Origin of the sequence: Streptomyces sp. NPDC018000 (assembly GCF_044328025.1) — a bacterium.
In the GTDB taxonomy this organism is placed as follows: domain Bacteria; phylum Actinomycetota; class Actinomycetes; order Streptomycetales; family Streptomycetaceae; genus Streptomyces.
In genome coordinates this window covers 919,397-939,304 of sequence record NZ_JBIRGM010000001.1, presented here as the reverse complement: position 1 = coordinate 939,304, position 19,908 = coordinate 919,397, and the positions used below count along the sequence as shown (strand labels likewise).

The 19,908-nt window shown below is 70.1% G+C and carries 21 protein-coding genes and 1 pseudogene; 13 read left to right on the top strand and 9 right to left on the bottom strand.

The features are described 5' to 3' along the window. Positions 1–105: 105 nt before the first annotated feature. On the top strand, positions 106–1,164 hold the full coding sequence (locus tag ACH4EW_RS04435) for an alpha/beta hydrolase (protein ID WP_398251155.1): 1,059 nt from the start codon (positions 106–108) through the stop codon (positions 1,162–1,164). Next, entirely contained in the window at positions 1,161–2,369 is a 1,209-nt protein-coding gene (locus ACH4EW_RS04430; protein ID WP_398251152.1) for an acyltransferase, read from the top strand. Before ACH4EW_RS04435 ends, ACH4EW_RS04430 begins: the two co-directional genes overlap by 4 nt. A 46-nt stretch (positions 2,370–2,415) precedes the next feature. Here the strand turns inward: ACH4EW_RS04430 and ACH4EW_RS04425 are convergent, their stop codons facing one another. The 3 genes from ACH4EW_RS04425 to ACH4EW_RS04415 all read right to left on the bottom strand — a co-directional run bounded on the left by ACH4EW_RS04425 (position 2,416) and on the right by ACH4EW_RS04415 (position 4,574). After that, entirely contained in the window at positions 2,416–3,432 is a 1,017-nt protein-coding gene (locus tag ACH4EW_RS04425; protein ID WP_398251150.1) for an aldo/keto reductase, read from the bottom strand. Continuing rightward, on the bottom strand, positions 3,432–3,893 hold the full coding sequence (locus ACH4EW_RS04420; protein ID WP_398251147.1) for a MerR family transcriptional regulator: 462 nt from the start codon (positions 3,891–3,893) through the stop codon (positions 3,432–3,434). Before ACH4EW_RS04420 ends, ACH4EW_RS04425 begins: the two co-directional genes overlap by 1 nt. Positions 3,894–4,028: 135 nt before the next feature. Beyond that, a complete protein-coding gene (locus ACH4EW_RS04415) occupies positions 4,029–4,574 on the bottom strand; it encodes a GNAT family N-acetyltransferase (protein ID WP_398251144.1) in 546 nt (181 codons plus the stop codon). Between the two features lie 166 nt (positions 4,575–4,740). Between ACH4EW_RS04415 and ACH4EW_RS04410 the strand changes: the two genes are divergently transcribed. Next, positions 4,741–5,562: a serine hydrolase domain-containing protein gene (locus tag ACH4EW_RS04410; RefSeq protein ID WP_398251141.1), complete on the top strand. Its 822-nt coding sequence runs from the start codon at positions 4,741–4,743 to the stop codon at positions 5,560–5,562. A 6-nt stretch (positions 5,563–5,568) separates the two neighbouring features. Here ACH4EW_RS04410 and ACH4EW_RS04405 read toward each other — a convergent pair whose 3' ends face one another. Then, the gene (locus tag ACH4EW_RS04405; RefSeq protein WP_398251138.1) at positions 5,569–6,006 is read right to left on the bottom strand and encodes an ATP-binding protein; all 438 of its coding nucleotides are present in this window, start codon (positions 6,004–6,006) and stop codon (positions 5,569–5,571) included. Positions 6,007–6,091: 85 nt separating this feature from the next. On the opposite strand from ACH4EW_RS04405, the gene ACH4EW_RS04400 reads away from it, so the two are divergent. Beyond that, on the top strand, positions 6,092–6,940 hold the full coding sequence (locus ACH4EW_RS04400) for a helix-turn-helix transcriptional regulator (RefSeq protein ID WP_398251135.1): 849 nt from the start codon (positions 6,092–6,094) through the stop codon (positions 6,938–6,940). Further along, positions 6,900–7,094, top strand: a complete 195-nt coding sequence (locus ACH4EW_RS04395; RefSeq protein ID WP_398251133.1) for a DUF397 domain-containing protein — start codon at positions 6,900–6,902, stop codon at positions 7,092–7,094. The genes ACH4EW_RS04400 and ACH4EW_RS04395 overlap by 41 nt, the downstream gene beginning before the upstream one ends. 45 nt (positions 7,095–7,139) lie before the next feature. On the opposite strand, the pseudogene ACH4EW_RS04390 reads toward ACH4EW_RS04395, so the two are convergent. Beyond that, positions 7,140–7,401: pseudogene (locus tag ACH4EW_RS04390) on the bottom strand (hypothetical protein); the annotation flags it as partial. A gap of 175 nt (positions 7,402–7,576) precedes the next feature. Then, positions 7,577–7,948, bottom strand: coding sequence for a beta/gamma crystallin domain-containing protein (locus tag ACH4EW_RS04385; protein WP_398251130.1), 372 nt, complete (start codon positions 7,946–7,948; stop codon positions 7,577–7,579). 211 nt (positions 7,949–8,159) lie between these two features. Here ACH4EW_RS04385 and ACH4EW_RS04380 point away from each other — a divergent pair, with 211 nt between their 5' ends. Next, positions 8,160–8,393, top strand: coding sequence for a DUF397 domain-containing protein (locus tag ACH4EW_RS04380; protein ID WP_398251290.1), 234 nt, complete (start codon positions 8,160–8,162; stop codon positions 8,391–8,393). A gap of 90 nt (positions 8,394–8,483) precedes the next feature. On the opposite strand, the gene ACH4EW_RS04375 is transcribed toward ACH4EW_RS04380, so the two are convergent. Then, a complete protein-coding gene (locus tag ACH4EW_RS04375; RefSeq protein ID WP_398251128.1) occupies positions 8,484–9,143 on the bottom strand; it encodes a pirin family protein in 660 nt (219 codons plus the stop codon). Between the two features lie 116 nt (positions 9,144–9,259). On the opposite strand from ACH4EW_RS04375, the gene ACH4EW_RS04370 reads away from it, so the two are divergent. The 5 genes from ACH4EW_RS04370 (at position 9,260) to fabF (ending at position 14,160) form a co-directional block, all read left to right on the top strand. Beyond that, a complete protein-coding gene (locus ACH4EW_RS04370) occupies positions 9,260–10,459 on the top strand; it encodes a PucR family transcriptional regulator (protein WP_398251125.1) in 1,200 nt (399 codons plus the stop codon). An 89-nt stretch (positions 10,460–10,548) separates the two neighbouring features. Further along, on the top strand, positions 10,549–11,463 hold the full coding sequence (locus ACH4EW_RS04365; protein WP_398251122.1) for an ACP S-malonyltransferase: 915 nt from the start codon (positions 10,549–10,551) through the stop codon (positions 11,461–11,463). A 13-nt stretch (positions 11,464–11,476) separates the two neighbouring features. Next, positions 11,477–12,508: a ketoacyl-ACP synthase III gene (locus tag ACH4EW_RS04360; RefSeq protein ID WP_398251119.1), complete on the top strand. Its 1,032-nt coding sequence runs from the start codon at positions 11,477–11,479 to the stop codon at positions 12,506–12,508. A gap of 64 nt (positions 12,509–12,572) precedes the next feature. Then, the gene (locus ACH4EW_RS04355) at positions 12,573–12,821 is read left to right on the top strand and encodes an acyl carrier protein (RefSeq protein WP_398251117.1); all 249 of its coding nucleotides are present in this window, start codon (positions 12,573–12,575) and stop codon (positions 12,819–12,821) included. Positions 12,822–12,897: 76 nt separating this feature from the next. Continuing rightward, positions 12,898–14,160, top strand: a complete 1,263-nt coding sequence (gene fabF, locus ACH4EW_RS04350; RefSeq protein WP_398251115.1) for a beta-ketoacyl-ACP synthase II — start codon at positions 12,898–12,900, stop codon at positions 14,158–14,160. A 135-nt stretch (positions 14,161–14,295) separates the two neighbouring features. On the opposite strand, the gene ACH4EW_RS04345 is transcribed toward fabF, so the two are convergent. Then, complete coding sequence (locus tag ACH4EW_RS04345; RefSeq protein ID WP_398251112.1) at positions 14,296–14,790, bottom strand: DUF3145 domain-containing protein; 495 nt, start codon at positions 14,788–14,790, stop codon at positions 14,296–14,298. A gap of 351 nt (positions 14,791–15,141) precedes the next feature. Here ACH4EW_RS04345 and ACH4EW_RS04340 point away from each other — a divergent pair, with 351 nt between their 5' ends. Further along, entirely contained in the window at positions 15,142–16,053 is a 912-nt protein-coding gene (locus ACH4EW_RS04340) for an SGNH/GDSL hydrolase family protein (RefSeq protein ID WP_398251110.1), read from the top strand. Positions 16,054–16,225: 172 nt separating this feature from the next. Further along, the gene (locus tag ACH4EW_RS04335) at positions 16,226–17,224 is read left to right on the top strand and encodes an aldose epimerase family protein (protein WP_398251107.1); all 999 of its coding nucleotides are present in this window, start codon (positions 16,226–16,228) and stop codon (positions 17,222–17,224) included. 74 nt (positions 17,225–17,298) lie between these two features. Here ACH4EW_RS04335 and ACH4EW_RS04330 read toward each other — a convergent pair whose 3' ends face one another. Then, positions 17,299–19,770 (bottom strand): glycoside hydrolase family 3 protein, encoded by a 2,472-nt coding sequence (locus ACH4EW_RS04330; RefSeq protein WP_398251104.1) that lies wholly within the window; start codon positions 19,768–19,770, stop codon positions 17,299–17,301. Between the last annotated feature and the right edge of the window lie 138 nt (positions 19,771–19,908).

Genomic DNA, 19,908 nt, shown 5'->3' with positions numbered 1-19,908 from the left:
TTGGCCCCCTGGTGCGACGCCCACGCACCCACTCCCTTCCTACCTTCCTCTCCGTCGCGCCGAACGGCGTGCGGGAGCCGGGTCAGCCGGAGAGGGAGGGGCGGGATGCGCCGTTACGCGAGGACTCTGGTCGCGGTCGCGCTGGCGACCACAGTGATGGCCGGGACGGTCGGCTGGGCGTCCGGGAACGCGCAGCAGGCCCTGACCGGGCCGCCCCCCGGCACCGCGGCCTGGCGCGCGGATCAGGTACTGGGGCGCGAGCTGCCGGACCCGGAGCGGGCCACCCCCGCCGAAGTGAGCCGCTTCTTCCGGGGGTTGACGGCGGCACAGCAGCAGACCCTGGTCGTACGGCACCCGCTCGTCGTCGGCAATCTGGACGGCGTACCCGTCGCCCTGCGCTACCGGGCCAACGCCCGTTCCCTGCGTGCCGATCACAACCCCAGGTACGCGCATCTCGCCGGACCGGGAGACGGAGCCGGGCACCGGCAGATCCTCGCCTTCGACCCGCGCGGACGCGGCCAGGTCGCCGAGGTCTTCGGGGACTTGAGCACGGCACGCCATGTGGCGGTCGTGGTGCCGGGTTCGGACATCGACGCGGGGACCTTCGACCGGACGAGCGATGTGTACGGCACGCCGGCGGGCATGGCGAAGGCCCTGTACGCGGAGACCGGACGCGGCAGTGCCGTCGTCGCCTGGGCCGGGTACACCACCCCCGTGGGCGTCGGCATCGATGCCGCGACGGGCTCGCTCGCCGAGGCGGGGGCCGGCCGGCTGACCCGGTTCACGGACGGGCTTGCCACCGACGGCGTGCCCGCGCCCGCCGTGTTCTGCCACAGCTACGGCTCCGTCGTGTGCGGCCTCGCCGCATCCCGGCTGCGCGCCAGGGATCTGGTCGTCCTCGGCTCACCCGGGATGCGTGCCGACGACGTCGCGGATCTGCACACCACCGCCCGGGTCTGGGCCGTCAAGGGCGCCACGGACTGGATCGACGACGTGCCGAACGTCGAGGTGGCGGGCCTGGGCCACGGCCCCGATCCGACCGGCCCGGAGTTCGGCGCACGCCGTGTGACGGCCCATGACGCCCACGGGCACACCGGCTACTTCGCCCCCGGTACGGACTCGCTGCGGGCCTTCTCCTCGATCACGAAGGGGGAAGCCCGATGAGCCTCACCGTCCTTGCCGAGCGCATCGACGCGCGTACGCCCGCCCATCGGGACCGCGCCGTCGACGGCCTGCGCGCCCTCGCCCTGCTCGCCGTCCCGACCGGCCACTGGCTGCTCGGCGGCTTCCGCCTCGACAGCGGCGGGGCGCTGCACAACGCCAGCCCGCTGTCCACGTTCGGCGCTCTCGCCCCGCTGAGCTGGGTGCTTCAGATGCTGGGCATCTTCTTCCTGGTCGGCGGGTACGCCTCCGTGCTGTCGTACCACCGCAGGAAATCCACCACCGGCGCCTGGCTGCGCGGACGCGTCGCCCGCCTCGGCAGGCCGGTGCTCGGCGTCACGGCTGTCTGGGCGGCGACGATCCCGGTGCTGAGCGCGCTCGGCGTGCCCGGTGACACCCTGCGGACCGGGTCGACGCTGGTGATCCAGCCGTTGTGGTTCGTCGGGGTGTACACGGTGGTCACGGCGCTGACCCCGTACTGCGTCATGGCCGCGCGGAAGCTGGGCGGCTGGGCCGCCGTGCCGCTGCTCGGGTCGGTCGCCGTCGTCGACTTCCTGCGCTACGGGCCGTTCGCCGACGCCATGCCGTCCTGGCTGAGCGTGCTGAACATCCTTCCCGGCTGGCTCTTCGCGTACCAGCTCGGTGTCTCCTGGGGCGAGGGCCGCATCGGCAGGCGCGGCGCCCGTCTGTTGCTGATCGGTGGGACGGTGCTGTTCGCCGCACTGCTGCTGGTCCTCCACTACCCGGCGTCGATGGTCGGCGTACCGGGTGAGGCGCGGACGAACTCGCATCCGCCGTCGTTGCTGGTCCTGGCGCTGGCCGCCGCGCAGAGCGGTGCGGCGATCCTGCTGCGGGACCGGATCGGACGGTTCCTGCGCAGGCCGCTGGTGTGGGCGCCGGTCGTCATCATCAATCTGTCGGCGATGACGATCCTGTGCTGGCACCAGACGGCGATGCTGGCCGCGGCGGTCCCGGCGTCGTTCGCCGGAGCGGTGCCGGGGCTGACGACCGGGCCCGACACGATCGGCTGGATCCTGGCAAGGACGGCGTGGCTGCCGGTGTTCGCGGGGCTGCTGGTGCTGATCGCGCGATACACACGGCGGTTCGAGGCCCCGTGGAAGTCCGGTACGCGTGCGGCGAACGCCCGCCGGGCGGCGGCGGGCCTGCTGGCGACGGGCTTCGCGGTGTACGCGCTGGGGCTGGCGTAGGGCGGGCCGGGTTTTCGAGCGGGCAGCCCCGGCCCGCCGGAAACGACTACTCGCGCGCGGCGGACGTCGAGCTCATGTCCGGGTACCGGTCCCCCGCCACCTGCCCCGCGATCGGCTCCAGCAGTGCCAGCTCCTGCGCAGTCAGCGTGAGCCGGGTGGCGCCCACGTTCTCCAGCAGCCGGCTGCTCTTACGGGTGCCCGGGATCGGCACCACGGTCAGCCCGTGCACCTGGGCCCGCTGCTGCACCCAGGCGAGCGCCACCTGCGCGGCCGAAGCGCCGTGCGCCGCGGCGATCTTGTGGACGGGCTCCAGCAGGGCGGCGTTCGCCTTCGCGTTGTCACCCGTGAAGCGCGGCTGGAACTGGCGGAAGTCGCCCTTCGACAGGTCCTTGGCCGCGTCCGCGAACGCCCCGGTCAGAAAGCCCCGGCCGAGCGGCGAGTACGGCACGAAGGTCACCCCGAGCTCGACGGCGGCGGGCACGGCACTGCGCTCGACGTCCCGGCTGAAGAGCGACCACTCCGACTGGAGGGCGGCGATCGGGTGCACGGCGTACGCCTCGCGCAGCTCCGCGCCGGTGACCTCGCTCAGCCCGAGCTGCTTGACCTTGCCCTGCCGCACCAGCTCGGCCATCGCGCCGACGGACTCGGCCAGCGGGACGGCAGGGTCGCGGCGGTGCATGTAGTAGAGGTCGATGACGTCGGTGTTCAGCCGGCGCAGGCTGTCCTCGACCGCCTGCCGGATGTACGCCGGATCGTTGCGCACGCCCCGGTAGTGCGGGTCGTCGTCCTTGCGCTCGATGGCGAACTTCGTGGCGAGGATGATCTCGTCCCGGTGCGCCCCGACGAACGGGGCGAGGAACTCCTCGTTGGCGCCGAGACCGTAGACATCGGCGGTGTCGAAGAGGGTGACGCCCGCCGCCAGCGCCGTCTCCAGCGTCTCGCGGGCGGAGGACTCGTCGGTGTCCCCGTAGAACTCGCTGATGCCCATGCAGCCGAGTCCCTGCACACCGACCTGCGGGCCGCCGTTGCCGAGCTCCGCCGTGGCGATCTTGTTGTCAGTCATCAGGCACAGGGCCTTTCCGGTGCCCGTCGGGCACTCGCATAGAAGTCGATCTTGTGGTCGAGGACGGCGAGGGTGTCCTGGAGCTCCGCGATCCGCGTCTTCACGTCGCGGCGGGTCGCCTCCAGCAGCTCCTGCCGTTCCTCGAAGGTGTGCTCGCCCTCGCGCAGCAGCTCCGCGTACCGGACCATGTCGGCCACCGGCATCCCGGTGAGCCGCAGCTTCCCGACGAACGCCAGCCAGTCCAGGTCGCGGTTGGTGAAGCGGCGCTGTCCGGTGTGGGACCGGTCGACGTGCGGCATCAGCCCGATCCGCTCGTACCAGCGCAGGGTGTGCGCGGTGAGCCCGGTCAAGGCGGCGACCTCACCGATGGTGTAGCGGTCCTGCCCCTCAGGACGCGGATGCGCCCTGGGCGCTGCTGTGCATGCGTCCGTCCCCGCGGAAGTGCTCTCCATCGCCGTCATGACCTCCACGCTAGAACCTTGGAGTGCACTCGAAGCAAGCGCGAACGGGGAGCGGCTCCCGGCGGCCGGCCCGACCACGCTCCGAACCGTTCTCGATACCTTCCGATCCGGTGGCGGCACCGCTGGCGACGCGCGTCAGACATCAGCCCCCGGCCGGTCGACCCGGTACAGGTAGTGGATCCAGTCATCGACCGGGTTGTCCGGCTCCAGGTTTCCGACCCCAACCCGGCGCAGCCCGGCCTTCTCCAGCGCCCTCCACGAAGCACGGTTGGCTGCGACCACCGGGACGACAATGCACGACGAGACCGGGTGCTCGGTCCACGTTCGCTCAATGGCTGAGCGGATCATTGCTGTGCCGAGGCCCTGACCGATCTGCTGGGCGTCGCCGATCAGGTAGTCGATGGTCATCGCGCCGTCGGGTACAGAGACGACGGCCGCCAGTTCGGCCAGGTACTCGGGGTAGTCGCGCAGACGTGAGCGCTGTAGCAGACCAACCGGACAGCCATCGAGGAGTGCGAGGAGATCTTCTGATGGCTCCTCCCCTCGGGCGACGGGGCCGAAGTCGCGCGCCACCGCTTCGGCTGTCGTCTCGTGATTCCACCAACGCTTCACATGGGGCTGCTGCAGCCATTTCCGCAGCAGGGGGAAGTCCTGCTCCTCGACCCGACGCCACGAGATCACCACAAGGCCACTCCCGGAATACTCTGCCGCGCCTCCGCACGCTCCCCCAAAGGCTACGTCCGGCGCGGGCCGGCCCCAGTGGCTGCCCCGACCGAATCGGAGATGGCCGTGGTACGGCCTGCGGCATCGGTGAACCTCGCCGGCGGTGCCCGTTACGCTCGTACGCATGCAGAGCCTGGCGATGATCGACAACTGGCCCGTCCCCACCGCGGCGGCGGCCGTCGTACGAGCGGACGGCACCGTCGTCGGTACGCACGGCCCGACCGCGCACCGTTTCCCGCTCGCCTCCGTCACCAAGCCGGTCGCCGCCTACGCGGCGCTCGTGGCGTACGAGGAGGGCGCGGTCGAGCTCGACGAACCGGCCGGACCCGAGGGTTCCACCGTCCGGCATCTGCTCGCGCACACCAGCGGGCTCGCCTTCGACGAGCACCGGACGACGGCCGCGCCCGGCACCCGACGGCTCTACTCCAACGCGGGCTTCGAGGTACTCGGCGACCACATCGCCAAGGCCACCGACATCCCGTTCCCGGAGTATGTGCGCCAGGCGGTGCTGGAGCCGCTGGGCATGGTGTCGACCACGGTGGACGGCTCCCCCGCCAAGGACGGTGTCTCGACCGTCGACGACCTCATACGGTTCGCGGCGGAGGTGCAGTCTCCCCGGCTGCTCCACCCGCATACGGTGCTGGCCGCGCAGACCGTCGTACACCCCGGCCTGAAGGGCGTGCTGCCGGGCTACGGCCACCAGAACCCCAACGACTGGGGGCTCGGCTTCGAGATCCGTGACCGCAAGTCGCCGCACTGGACGGGCAGTTCCTCGTCGCCCGCGACCTTCGGACACTTCGGGCAGTCCGGTACCTTCCTGTGGATCGACCCTGTGGCAGGCGCGGCGTGCATCGCGCTCACCGACCGGGCCTTCGGCCCGTGGGCGGTCGAGGTGTGGCCGGCGCTCACGGACGCGGTGCTCGCGGAGCTCGGCTCGGCCCGCTGAGCCACGTCACCCGTCGGCCCCTTTCGTGGCCAGGCACTCGAACCACACCGTCTTGCCAGCGCCGTCGCGGCGCGGCTCCGCGCCCCAGCGGTCGGTGACGGCGTCGACCAGCATCAGCCCTCGCCCTCCTTCGTCGAGGGCATCGCCCGCGACCACGCGGGGCAGCTCCGGGCAGGTGTCCGCGACCTCGACGCGCACGCCCCCGGCCGGTAGCAGGAAGATGAGCGTCTGGCCGCGGCGGCCGGGGACGTGCCGTACGACATTGGCGATCAGCTCGGTGAGCGCCAGCTCCGCCGCGTCGGCCACATCGAGGAGATCCCAGCCGGTGAGGTAGAGCCGCAGGATGCGGCGCAGATGCCGGGCCGAGTGCTCACCGATCGCGAAGTCGGCGCGGTAGGTCGGCTCCAGCAGGTCGTCGGCCTGCGGATCAATTGCGTGATTCATGTCACCAGAGTGCAGCGGCGTGACTACGCTCGGCTACGTACGGAAACGAACGCCGTGAGGCGTTGAACGCCGGAGGTGCCCCGCCGTGGCCAACATCCAGACACTCGACCCGAGTGCTTCCCCATTGGACTATTACGGCTGGGAGTTGCGCCGCCAGAGAGAGGCCAACAACCTCAAGCAGGGGCAGCTCGGCGACATCATCTTCTGCACGGGTTCCCTGATCGGCCAGGTCGAGACGACGAAGAAGGTCCCCACGCGCGACTTCTCCGAGCGGCTGGACGCGGCGCTCGGCACGGACGGGGTGTTCTCGCGGCTGATCGGCCTGGTCCTGCGCAGCCAGCTGCCGACCTGGTTCCAGCCGTACGCCGAGATGGAGTCGTGCGCCGCGTACATCTCCACGTACCAGGCGCAGTTGGTGTACGGGCTGTTGCAGACGGAGGAGTACGCGCGGGCGGTGCTCGCCACCGGCATGCCGGACGATCTCGAAAATCTGGTGGCGGCCCGGATGGAGCGTCAGCGCATCCTGAAGCGGGAACGGCCGCCACTCGCCTGGGCGATCCTCGACGAGGCGGTGCTGCACCGGCCGATCGGCGGCCGCGAGGTGATGCGGAAGCAACTCCAGCGACTGTTGGACTTCGCCGATCACCGCTGGATGCAGATTCAGGTGCTTCCCTTCGCGGCCGGTGAACACGCCAGCCTGGCTGGGTCGTTCAACACGCTGCGCTTCGACGACGACCCCGAGATCGTCTACACGGAGGACATCATCTCCGGCCATATGACCGCCAACCCCGACACCGTCAGGGAAGCCTCGCTCCGTTACGCTCACTTGCAGGCCGCCGCCCTCTCTGTTGAGGCTTCGGCAGCACTGATCACCCGCGTGATGGAGGAACGTTATGGAGACCGGTCCCGACCTGAAGAACGCGCGGTGGCGTAAGTCCAGCTACAGCGGAAACACCGGCGGCGACTGCGTCGAGGTGGCCGACGGCCTCCCCTGCGCCGTACCCGTCCGTGACAGCAAGAACCCCGACGGCCCCGTCCTCACCATCGGGGCTGCTGCCTGGCGGCACTTCATCGACAGCCTCCGCTGACCACGTCGCAAGCGCACGACGGAAGGGGGCTCGGGTGATCAGTGGTCACCCGAGCCCCCTTTCTCGCAAGGGCAGCGACTGATCATTTCGGAACGAGGCTTGAAGCCGCCTCAAGCAGATGAGGTCGCAAGCGAGTTGGGGCAGGCCGAGGTGGAGGTCGGCGCGTATCTCGTAGCGGTTCCGCGGTCGTTTGAATCGGCCGAGTCGAACGAAGTCCGCTCGACGGCCCAGCGGTCTCTTCCAGGCCGGAGCCGTGAACGAAGCCCTTGCGGGCGATCTTGGGGCCCGCAGATGTATTCCGCCGCCTCCCCCACAGCCAAACTCTCACCGAAATCATTCTGAAATGATCAGCTATCGGCACGGCCTGGCGTGGGGAGCCGGACAGGATTCACACACGGCATCGATTCGAATAAATAGCACAAAAGAAGAAGGGGACGCCCCGCAGGGCGTCCCCCATTCAGCAGACTTCACCCTCGGCGAACTCAGTGAATCCGGATCGAAACGACGTTGTGGACGTGGCCAGGGTTCCATACCTGCCACTTTTGGAGGGTGACGGTGTCGAGCCTCGGGTTGTTCATATCCTTCTGGTACTGGAGGGTCACGACGTTGTTCCCCGATTCGACCCAGTTGACGCCGTAAATGGCGACGGGCATGGATCCGGCGTTGGCGAAACAGAGCGTGTCACGGCCGTTGTTATTGTGGATCGCCAGGTAGCCACGCTCGTTACAGGCCGTACGGTTGATCGCGGCGCCGACGCTCGAGGGAGATGCGGCCGCGACGGGAACGGCAGTGGCGACCAGTGCAGCCACAGAGGCGACAGCGACACCGACGAAACGACGCACGGGCAGCTTCATTTCTTCCCTTTCTCCTACGGTTCAGGAGTCCCCACTCTCGCACGTGCAGCGGCCACCCCGGAGTATTTCTCTCAGCCAATTTCGGGAACCAACGTCCTCTTTTCAGCCTCCGGTCGAATCTTGCCAGTCGGTGGCACCTTAGCGAGTCCTCTGAAGAACGTAATTTCGACCAAGAGAAACGTTTCCACAGAGTTTTCGAGCATTTGTTCACCTGACTGGTATTGACGTTTCCAATTCCACCCTTCGCTCCCGCATCTCCCGCCTACGGCAGCACAGCCTGGAGATCGGTTCTCGCCCGTGGCACGGAAGCACCGGCGGCGACTGCGTCGAGGTGGCCGACGGCCTCCCCTGCGCCGTCCCCGTCCGCGACAGCAAAAACCCCGACGGCCCCGTCCTCACCATTGGGGCCGACGCCTGGCGGCACTTCGTCGACGCACTCCGCTGACCACACCGACAAGCACACACCGCGAAGGGGGCGGGGACGCCTCATACAGCCCCCGTTCTCTCGCGCATACACACGGGGGGGCAGGGCCGCTCAGGCCGACAGCTCCCAGATCAGCACCCCGGCCGGGCCCGCCGTCGCCGTCAGCTCCAGCCCCGTCTCGCCCGTGATCCGCGCCGCGTCGCCGGGGCTCAGCGCCTCGTCGCCGATCCGGACCGCGCCGGCCACCACGTGGACGTAGACCCGTGGCGCGTCCGGGACCGGTGTGCGCTTCCCGGGAGCCGGTCGGCGCACGTGCAGCACGGCACCCGCCGCCGGGAGGGCGTACGGGGTGTCGTCCGCGAGTTCCGGGACGATCGTGTACGCGGGTTCGCCGCCCGGTTCGAGGGGGGCCAGCCACATCTGAATGAACGTCAGCGGCCGGTCACCGTCGTTGCGCTCGACGTGGCGCACCCCGGCCGCCGCGCTGAGGTGCTGGAGGTCCCCGGCCCGTACGACCGTGGCATGACCGGTCGAATCGCGGTGGGTCAGCTCGCCCTCGACGACCCAGGTGACGATCTCCGTATGGCTGTGCGGGTGTTCGTCGAAGCCGGCGCCGGAGGCGAGCCGTTCCTCGTTGCAGGCCAGGATCGCGCCGAAGCGCAGATTGTCCGGGTCGTAGAAGCTGCCGAAGGAGAAGGCATGCCGGGACAGGATGCCGGCGGCCCGGTCCCCGCCCGTGAAGCGGTCTTCGGCACGGTGTACGGAAATCACCTGCCCACGGTAGCCCGGCGCGTCGCCCCTGCGATCGTCTTGCCGCTACCCGGCAGTACGACCCGCCATCGCCCCGCCCGTCCGATCACGTGGCCGGATAGGGCAGTCTTGTATCCGTGTCCCGACCCGATCCTGAGCAGCCTGCTGCGAACGACGCCCACCTGCATGCCGCGACCCTGAAGCGGCTGGAGCAGTCCTCCGGCCGCCTGGCCGCCAACGCGATCGCCCGCATGGACGAGTCGCTGCCGTGGTACCGGGCGATGCCACCGGAGAACCGGTCCTGGATCGGCCTGGTGGCCCAGGCCGGAATCGCGGCGTTCACCGAGTGGTTCCGGCATCCGGAGACGCCTCAGGCCATCTCCACCGATGTGTTCGGTACGGCTCCGCGTGAGCTGACCCGGGCGATCACACTGCGGCAGACCGTGGAGATGGTGCGTACGACGATCGAGGTCATGGAGGCCGCGATCGAGGAGGTCGCCGCGCCGGGCGACGAGTCGGTGCTGCGCGAGGCGCTGCTCGTCTACGCGCGGGAGATCGCCTTCGCGACCGCCCAGGTGTACGCGCAGGCCGCCGAGGCCCGCGGTGCCTGGGACGCCCGGCTGGAATCGCTCGTGGTGAACGCCGTGCTGTCCGGTGAGGCCGATGAGGGCGCCGTGTCCCGGGCCGCCGCGCTCGGCTGGAACTCCCCCGAACATGTCTGTGTGGTGCTCGGTACAGCCCCGGACGGCGACAGCGAACTGACCGTGGAGGCGATCCGGCGGGCCGCCCGGCACGCGAAGCTCCAGGTCCTGACCGGCGTGCTCGGCAACCGGCTGGTCGTCATCGCGGGCGGCAGCGACAACCCGCTGCATGTCGCCAAGGCGCTGATCGGCCCGTACGCGGCGGGTCCCGTCGTCGCCGGGCCCGTAGTGCCCGACCTGCTGGCGGCCACCCGGTCCGCACAGGCGGCGGCCGCCGGACTCAAGGCGTGCAGCGCCTGGCAGGACGCCCCGCGACCGGTGCTGGCCGACGATCTGCTGCCGGAGCGCGCGATGGCGGGCGACCCTGCCGCACGGGACCAATTGGTGGAGGAGATCTACAGACCGCTGGAAGAAGCGGGTTCTGCACTCCTGGAGACGCTGAGTGTGTATCTGGAGCAGGCGAGCAGCTTGGAAGGCGCGGCCAGGATGCTCTTCGTCCACCCCAACACCGTGCGCTACCGGCTCCGACGTGTGACTGACGTCACCGGGTGGTCGCCTTCCGATGTCCGCTCGGCGTTCACGCTCCGAATCGCCCTGATTCTGGGGCGCTTGGCTGCCAGAGATCCCCAGTCCTAGACTTTTGTCGGACATCAACAATTCCCCATACGGTTCTTCGTCCCTGTCCCCACGGGTGTTCCGGACCGTTCGCAAGAGAGAGTGTGAGGGTGCTCGTACTCGTCGCTCCCGGCCAAGGCGCTCAGACGCCTGGCTTCCTGACTCCCTGGCTCGACCTCCCCGGTGCCACCGACCGCATCGCGGCCTGGTCCGACGCCATCGGGCTCGACCTCGCCCACTACGGCACCAAGGCCGACGCGGAGGAGATCCGTGACACCGCGGTGGCACAGCCGCTGCTGGTCGCCGCCGGTCTGCTGTCCGCTGCCGCGCTCGACGCGTCGCCCGACATCGTCGCAGGTCACAGCGTTGGTGAGATCACTGCAGCCGCCCTCGCCGGAGTCATCGGCGACGAGGCGGCGCTGCGTCTCGTCCGTACGCGTGGGCTCGCCATGGCCGACGCCGCCGCGGTCACCGAGACCGGTATGGCGGCGCTGCTCGGCGGCGACCCCGAGGTGACGGTCCCTCACCTGGAGAAGCTCGGGCTGACCCCGGCGAACGTCAACGGGGGCGGCCAGGTCGTCGCCGCCGGGACCGCCGCGCAGATCGCCGCGCTGAGCGAGGACATGCCCGAGGGCGTGCGCCGCGTGGTGCCCCTCAAGGTCGCCGGTGCCTTCCACACGCACCACATGGCGCCCGCCGTCGACCGGCTGCGCGAGGCCGCCCTGGCCCTGAAGATCGCCGACCCGGCCATGACCTACGTCTCGAACGCCGACGGGAAGCCCGTTGCTATCGGCGACGAGGTCATCTCGCGGCTGGTCGGCCAGGTGGCCAACCCGGTCCGCTGGGACCTGTGCATGGAGACCTTTAAGGAGATGGGCGTCACGGCTCTCATCGAGGCATGCCCCGGTGGCACCCTCACGGGTCTCGCCAAGCGCGCGCTGCCCGGTGTGCAGACCCTCGCGCTCAAGACACCCGACGACCTCGACGCGGCCCGTGCGCTCATCACCGAGCACGCAGGCGCCTAAGGAGCCCGAGAGCATGTCGAAGATCAAGCCCAGTCAGGGCGCCCCGTACGCACGCATCAAGGGCGTCGGCGGCTACCGCCCGACCCGCGTCGTGCCGAACGAGGTGATCCTCGAGACGATCGACTCGTCCGACGAGTGGATCCGCTCGCGCTCCGGCATCGTCACCCGTCACTGGGCGAACGACGAGGAGACGGTCGCCGCGATGTCGATCGAGGCGGGCGGCAAGGCCATCGCCGACGCCGGAATCACCGCCGACCAGATCGGTGCCGTGGTCGTCTCCACCGTCTCGCACTTCGCGCAGACGCCCGCCATCGCCACCGAGATCGCCGACAAGCTGGGCACCGACAAGGCAGCCGCGTTCGACATCTCGGCCGGCTGCGCCGGTTTCGGCTACGGCCTGACCCTCGCCAAGGGCATGGTCGTCGAAGGCTCGGCGGAGTACGTCCTCGTGATCGGCGTGGAGCGGCTGAGCGACCTGACCGACCTGGAGGACCGGGCGACGGCCTTCCTGTTCGGTGACGGCGCGGGCGCCGTGGTCGTCGGCCCGTCCAAGGAGCCCGCGATCGGCCCCACCGTGTGGGGCTCCGAGGGCGACAAGGCCGGCACGATCAAGCAGACCGTGCCGTGGGACAAGTTCCACGCCGGCGACGTGTCGCAGCTCCCGCTGGACTCCCACGGCAACATCAAGTTCCCGGCCATCACGCAGGAGGGCCAGGCGGTCTTCCGCTGGGCCGTCTTCGAGATGGCGAAGGTCGCCCAGCAGGCGCTGGACGCGGCCGGGATCGCCCCGGAAGACCTGGACGTCTTCATTCCGCACCAGGCCAACATGCGGATCATCGACTCGATGGTGAAGACCCTGAAGCTGCCGGAGAGCGTCACGGTCGCCCGTGACGTGGAAACCACCGGCAACACCTCCGCCGCCTCGATTCCGCTCGCTATGGAGCGGCTTCTGGCGACCGGTCAGGCGAAGAGCGGCGACACCGCGCTCGTCATCGGCTTCGGGGCGGGTCTCGCCTACGCCGCGACGGTCGTTACCCTCCCCTAGGCACACCAGGCCTTTTCGGCCCGGACGTCCCAACCCTGTAGACACACATCGAAGGAGCGCCAACATGGCCGCCACGCAGGAAGAGATCGTCGAAGGTCTCGCCGAGATCGTCAACGAGATCGCCGGTATCCCGGTCGAGGACGTCCAGCTGGACAAGTCCTTCACCGACGACCTGGACGTCGACTCGCTGTCCATGGTCGAGGTCGTCGTCGCCGCCGAGGAGCGCTTCGACGTCAAGATCCCCGACGAGGACGTGAAGAACCTCAAGACGGTCGGCGACGCTGCCGAGTACATCCTCAAGCACCAGGCCTGATCAGGCCGGCTCTGTGTCGCCACCCGGCGGTGGCGCCGCTGATTCACGGCCCCCTACACGTGGAGAAGATTTTCCAGTGAACTCGACCAATCGCACCGTGGTCGTCACCGGTATCGGCGCAACCACTCCGCTGGGTGGCGACTCGGCGTCGACCTGGGAAGGTCTGATGGCCGGTCGTTCCGGCGTCAAGCCTCTCGAGGGCGACCGTTTCGCTGAACTGCCCGTCCGGATCGCCGCAGTCGCGGCCGTCGACCCGGGCGATGTTCTGCCCCGCCCGCTCGCCCGCAAGCTGGACCGCTCGGCGCAGTTCGCGCTGATCGCGGCCCGCGAGGCGTGGGCGGACGCCGGCTTCACCGGCAAGGCCGGTGAGGACGACACGATCCAGCCCGAGCGGCTGGGCTCGGTCATCGCCTCCGGTATCGGCGGCGTGATCACCCTGCTCGACCAGTACGACGTGCTCAAGGAGAAGGGCGTACGCCGCGTCTCCCCGCACACCGTGCCCATGCTCATGCCCAACGGCCCGGCCGCCAACGTCGGCCTGGAGGTCAACGCCCAGGCCGGTGTGCACACCCCGGTCTCCGCTTGTGCCTCGGGTGCCGAGGCGATCGGGTACGCCGTGGAGATGATCCGCACCGGCCGTGCCGATGTGGTCCTCGCCGGTGGCACCGAGGCGGCGATCCACCCGCTGCCGATCGCCGCGTTCGCCAACATGATGGCGATGTCCAAGAACAACGACGAGCCCCAGAAGGCGTCGCGTCCGTACGACACGGGCCGTGACGGCTTCGTGCTCGGCGAGGGTGCCGGGGTCGTCGTCCTGGAGTCCGCGGAGCACGCCGCCGCGCGTGGCGCCAAGGTCTACTGCGAGGTACTGGGCCAGGGGCTGTCCGCGGACGCCCACCACATCGCGCAGCCCGAGCCGACCGGTCGTGGCATCGCCGCCGCGATGCAGAACCTGCTGGACCAGACGGACCTCAAGCCGTCCGAGGTCGTGCACCTCAACGCGCACGCCACGTCGACGCCGCAGGGCGATATCGCGGAGCTGAAGGCTCTGCGCAAGACTCTGGGCGACGATCTCGACCATGTCGCGATCTCCGCGACGAAGTCGATGACCGGTCACCTCCTCGGTGGCGCGGGCGGCATCGAGACCGTCGCGACGGTCCTGGCGCTGCACCACCGGATGGCTCCGCCGACGATCAACGTGGAGCACCTCGACGAGGCGGTGGAGGCGGACATCGTGCGCGATGAGCCGCGGCCGCTGCCGGAGGGGCCGATCGCCGCGATCAACAACTCGTTCGGGTTCGGCGGTCACAACGTGGTTCTGGCGTTGCGCAGCGTCTGACCTGCGGTCCCGCGAACCGACACGGCGAAGCCCGCCTCTCTCGACCGGAGAGGCGGGCTTCGCCCGTTGCGTTTCGGGGGCTCTGCTCCGGGACCCCCGCTTCTCAATCGCCGGTGGGGCCGGATTCCGCGCCCCTCACACCACCTGGTGCAGCCACCGCACCGGCGCTCCCTCTCCCGCGTGGCGGAAGGACTCCAGTTCGTCGTCCCACGGCTTGCCGAGCAGCTTGGCGATCTCGGCCTCCAGATCGCTCTCGCCCCGCACGGACCGCGCCAGCGCCGCCCGCAACCGGTCCTCGGGCACCAGGATGTCGCCGTGCATGCCGGTGACGGCGTGGAAGATGCCCAGTTCGGGCGTGGAGCTGTAGCGCTCGCCCTCCGACGTGGGATTCGGCTCAGCCGTCACCTCGAAGCGCAGCAGATCCCAGCCGCGCAGCGCGGAGGCCAGCTTCGACGCCGTGCCGGGCCTGGCCTGCCAGGAGAACTCGGCCCGCCATGTACCGGGCGCGGCCGGCTGTCTGATCCAGTCCAGCTGGACCCGCACACCGAGGACACCCCCCACCGCCCATTCGACATGGGGGCAGAGCGCGCGCGGTGCGGAGTGAACGTACAGAACTCCACGTGTCGTCACCGGGACCTCCAGTGTGGGACGAAGTTCGCCTTCCCCAGCGGCCTCGCGCCCGTACCGTCTCTTCTCGGCCGGTTCCCGAGGTTGTCATCAGTAAACAGCATCGGGGTGAAACTCCTGAAAAGGGACAGTATGTGACGTGATGTGATTTACAGAATGCCACCCGAGTGGAGTCGGGTGAGGGGAAGCGCCGCTGGTTCGACGAGGAAAAGCTACCGCGCGGCGGCATCCGGGGTGTGCCGTACCGTCGGTCCTGGGCCCATCATTCGCTCGGCTTTCACCCTGCGGGGCGCCCGGGCCTTCCGACCGGTGCCACAAGGGGTTGCCGGGGGCATGACCGAGGGGAACCAAGGGATGCGGGATCGTTCCGTCCGCCACCGTTCGCGTACCGCGGCCGCTGTCCTGGCCGTCGTCTCGTTGCTCGGCACGGCCGCTCTGACCGGCTGCGACGCCGGACAGGACCGGACGACGAAGGGGTCGGCGGCCGAAAAGCGGCGGCCACCCGCGCAGCCGGTCTGGGACCGCAGCCCGGGGTCGGTGGCCGCCGTCGGTGACTCCATCACTCGCGGTTTCGACGCCTGTTCGGTGCTGGCGGACTGCCCGGAGGTGTCCTGGGCGACCGGCACGGACAGCGAGGTGCGCAGCCTCGCCGTGCGACTGCTCGGTGGGTCGAGGGCCGCCGAGCGCAGCTGGAACCATGCCGAGACGGGGGCCAGGATGGCGCAGCTGCCGGAGCAGATGGTGTTGGCCGCGAAGAAGAAGCCCGATCTGGTGACGGTGATGATCGGCGCCAATGACGCCTGCCGGGACTCGGCACGGCTCATGACGCCGGTGGCGGATTTCCGGGCGTCGTTCGAGGCGTCGATGCGTCAGTTGCGCGCCGGGGCGCCGAAGGCACAGGTGTATGTGTCGAGCGTGCCGGATCTCAAGCGGCTCTGGTCCACGGGGCGCGGCAATGCGCTGGGCAAGCAGATCTGGAAGCTGGGGATCTGTCAGTCGATGCTGGGTGACGCGGATGACATGAGTACGCGCGCTGTGGCCCGGCGCGCCTCGGTCCAGGAGCGGGTCGTGGCGTACAACGACGTACTGCGGGAGGTCTGTGCGAAGGACCGGCGCTGCCGTTACGACGGCGGGGCGGTCTTCGACTACCGGTTCACCGGCAAGCAGCTCAGCCAGTGGGACTGGTTCCATCCGGGGCGGGACGGGCAGGCGCGGCTGGCGGAGATCGCGTACCGCAATGTCACCTCGGCCCGGCCCCCGGCGTAAGACCGACCGGCAAATGGGGGGTGGGAGAAGGAGCGGGGCCGGGTGCGTGCAGCTGCAAGGCGGAGGATTGAGCCAACGCGGAGCGTTGGTGATTGACGACAACGCGGCAGATGTGCGTGCCCGGCCCCGCGACGCCGCCCCCCATTTGCCGGTTGGTCTAAGGTCCGTGATCATGAACACAGGTTCGAGCACGGCGGTGTGCGCGGAAGATTTCGGCACCCTCGCGGATGGCACTGTCGTGCACCGCTGGACGCTGGAACGGGACGGTACGCGGGTGCGTGTCCTGACGTACGGCGGCATCGTGCAGTCGGTCGAGGTGCCCGGCCGGGACGAGGTGCGGGCGGGTGTCGCGCTCGGGCTGCCGGATCTCGCCGGGTACGAGACGTATTCGGGTCCGTACTTCGGTGCGCTGGTCGGCCGGTACGCGAACCGGATCGGCGGTGCCTGTTTCGAACTGGACGGGCAGAGGCACCGGGTGACGCGCAATGAGGGGCGCAACCATGTGCACGGCGGGCTCCGGGGCTTCGACAAGCGCGTGTGGCAGGCGCGGGAGGTGGCGGACGGTGTCCGGCTGTCCCTGGTCTCCGAGGACGGCGAGGAGGGCTTCCCGGGGCGTCTGACGGTGTCGGCGACGTACAGCCTGGACGAGGGCGGGGCGCTGCGGATCGTGTACCGGGCGACGACGGACGCCCCGACGGTGCTGAACCTGACGAATCACACGTACTGGAACCTCGCGGGCGACGGCAGCGGCAGCGCGCTCGGGCAGGTGCTGCGGATCGCGGCCGGGCAGATCACTCCGGCGGATGCCGAGTCGCTGCCGACGGGTGAGTTCCTGCCGGTGGACGGGACCCGGTTCGACTTCCGTGAGCCGAAGCCGGTCGGCGCGGGCTACGACCACAACTTCGTGCTGGACGGTGCCGGGCCGGGCCCGGCGGCCGAGCTGTACGACGCGGCGTCGGGGCGCGTCCTGACCGTCACCACGACGGAACCCGGGATGCAGCTGTACACGGCGGACCACTTCGACGGGCGGCCGTTCGGGCCGTGCGCCGGGATCGCGTTGGAGGCCCAGCACTTCCCCGACTCCCCGAACCGGCCCGAGTTCCCGAGCACGGTACTGCGGCCGGGCGAGGAGTACGTCTCGACGACGGTGTACGGATTCGCGGTGCGCTGACGGCAGGCACTGCATGAGGGGAGCCCCGGAGCGGGGTCAGGCACCGCGCCGGGGCTCACCCGTACCAGGGGCCGTTACTCCTTGATGTCCACGGCCGTCGTCAGGCGTACGTCACCGAGCGAGCGGGCCGCCTGCACCTCGTACGTGCCCGGGACGAGGGTCCAGTCGTCCGCCGTCTCGTCCCAGATCTCGTACGCGCTCCGCTCCAGCGGAATCACTGCCTCGACACTCTCGCCGGGCGCCGCCTCGACGCGTGCGAAGCCGGCCAGCCAGCGAACCGGGCGTTCGACGGTGTCGTCCTGGGGCGCCAGATAGAGCTGGACGGTCTCGGCACCGGGCCGGGTGCCGGTGTTGCGGAGGCGGACGGTGGCGGTGTCGGGGCCGGCCGCCAGGCTCTCGTACTCCCAGGTGGTGTAGCCGAGCCCGTGGCCGAAGGGGTACGCGGGCGCGGTGCCGGCCTTCTCCCAGGCCCGGTAGCCGACGAAGACGCCCTCGTCGTAGTGGAGTTCGCCGCCGGTGGGGGTGGTGGAGGAGACCGGGACGTCGGCGAGGGCGACCGGCCAGGTGGTGGGGAGGCGGCCGCCCGGTTCCTCGGCGCCGAGCAGGACGTCGGCAAGGGCGTGGCCGGCCTCCTGGCCGGGGAACCAGCTGAGCAGGACCGCGGCGACCTCGTCGCGCCACGGAAGCTCCACCGGGGAGCCGGAGTTGACGATCACGACGGTGTTCGGGTTGGCGGCGGCGACGGCCCTGACGAGGTCGTCCTGGTGGCCGGGGAGCTTCAGGTCCGTGCGGTCGAAGCCTTCGGACTCGACGCGTTCGGTGGTGCCGACGACGACGATCGCGGTGTCCGCGGTACGGGCCGCCTCGACGGCCTCGGCGATCAGCTCCCGGGGGTCGAGGCGCGGGCCGAGGTGGCAGAAGGAGAACGAGACGCCGGGGATCGGCGCGTCGTCGCCCAGGGTGTCGGGGATCAGCCGCAGCAAGACCTCGACGGGTTCGCCCGCGGCGAGGACGATCCGGCCGCGCTCCACGGGGTTGCCGAAGAATGCCTCGCCCGGGTCGTCCGAGCCGGTGACCCGGTGGACCTCGTCGTACAGGGTCTCGCCGGCGACGGTGAGGGTGAGCCCTCCGGTGCCGCGGGTGCCGAAGACGTGCTCGCCGTCGTTGCGCGGGACGAAGGTGCCGGTGATCTCGACGCTGTGCAGCGTCGCGCGGGTCACGCCTTCTGGAAGGTCGTCGCCGATCCACTGGACGGCGCCGCTGTGCAGCGGGGCCGAGCCGATGACGGCGCCGGAGGCGTCGTAGCAGACGGCCCTGAGCTCGAAGCCCTTCTCGGCCGGGGTGAGTTCGTTGTTCGGGTCGGCGCCGACGCGGTAGTCGAGGACGCCCTCGGGGAGCGCGGCGGTGAAGCCGTCCAGCGGCGAGACGATGTGGTGCGGGAAGACCTGGGCCGAGCCGCCGCCGAGGACCCGGGCGTCCCGGGCGAGCGCCCCGCTGAGCGCGACCTTGCGGACGGCGGCCGGGTCGATGGGGAGCGCGGCGCCTTCATTGCGTACGAGGACGAAGGAGCGGCGGGCGATCTCGCGGGCCAGTGCGTCGCCGTCGGCGGCCCCGGGGTATCCGGCCTCGTCGACGACGGGCGGGGCACCGTCCAGGATGCCGACGCGGGCGGCCAGCCGCAGTACGTTGCGTACGGCCCCGTCGACGACGGACTCCTCGACCTCACCGGCCCGTACGGCGTCGGCGAGCGCCTTCCCGTACACGGTCCTGGGGCCCGGCATGGCGACGTCGAGACCGCCGTTGACGGCGGCGACGGTGGAACGGGCGGCCAGCCAGTCGGAGACGATGTAGCCGTCGAAGCCCCATTCGCCGCGCAGCACCGCGTTCTGCAGATAGCGGTGCTCGGTCATGGTGGAGCCGTTGACCTGGTTGTACGCGGCCATGATGCCCCACGGGTGGGCGTTCTTGACGATCCGTTCGAACGGGGCGAGGTAGATCTCGCGCAGGGGGCGCGGGGCGACGATGTTGTCGACGGTGAAGCGGTCGGTCTCGGCGTCGTTGGCGACGAAGTGCTTGACGGTCGTACCGACGCCTCCGTCCTGCACGCCCCGCACAAAGCCGGTGCCGATCTCGCCGGTGAGGTACGGGTCCTCGCTGTACGTCTCGAAGTGGCGCCCGCCGAGCGGGGAACGGTGGAGGTTCACGGTCGGGGCGAGGAGGACGTGCACCCCCTTGCGGCGGGCCTCCTGGGCCAGCAGCCGGCCGGCCCGGCGGGCCAGGGCCGGGTCCCAGGTCGCGGCGAGCGCGGTGGGCGAGGGCAGTGCGACGGAGGGGTCGTCGGCGGTCCAGGCGACCCCGCGGACGCCGATCGGACCGTCGGACATGACCAGGGAGCGCAGCCCGACGGCGGGGAGTTCGGGCAGCGACCACATGTCCTGGCCGGCCAGCAGCCGCGCCTTGTCGTCGAGCCCCAGTGCGGCCAGCGCCGCGTCGACCGCGGCCTCGCGGGCCGCATCGGGGTTGGTGGATGTGGACGCGCCTGCCACGGCCGTACCTCCTCGTCGATTCCTGCACTGAATGTCTCCATACTGACTCCATTACCAGTAGGCAAGTAGGTATCGTTATCATTCCGTAACTCTCAGGGATGGCGTACGGTCTCGGGGCGGGACCGTACGAAGCACGGA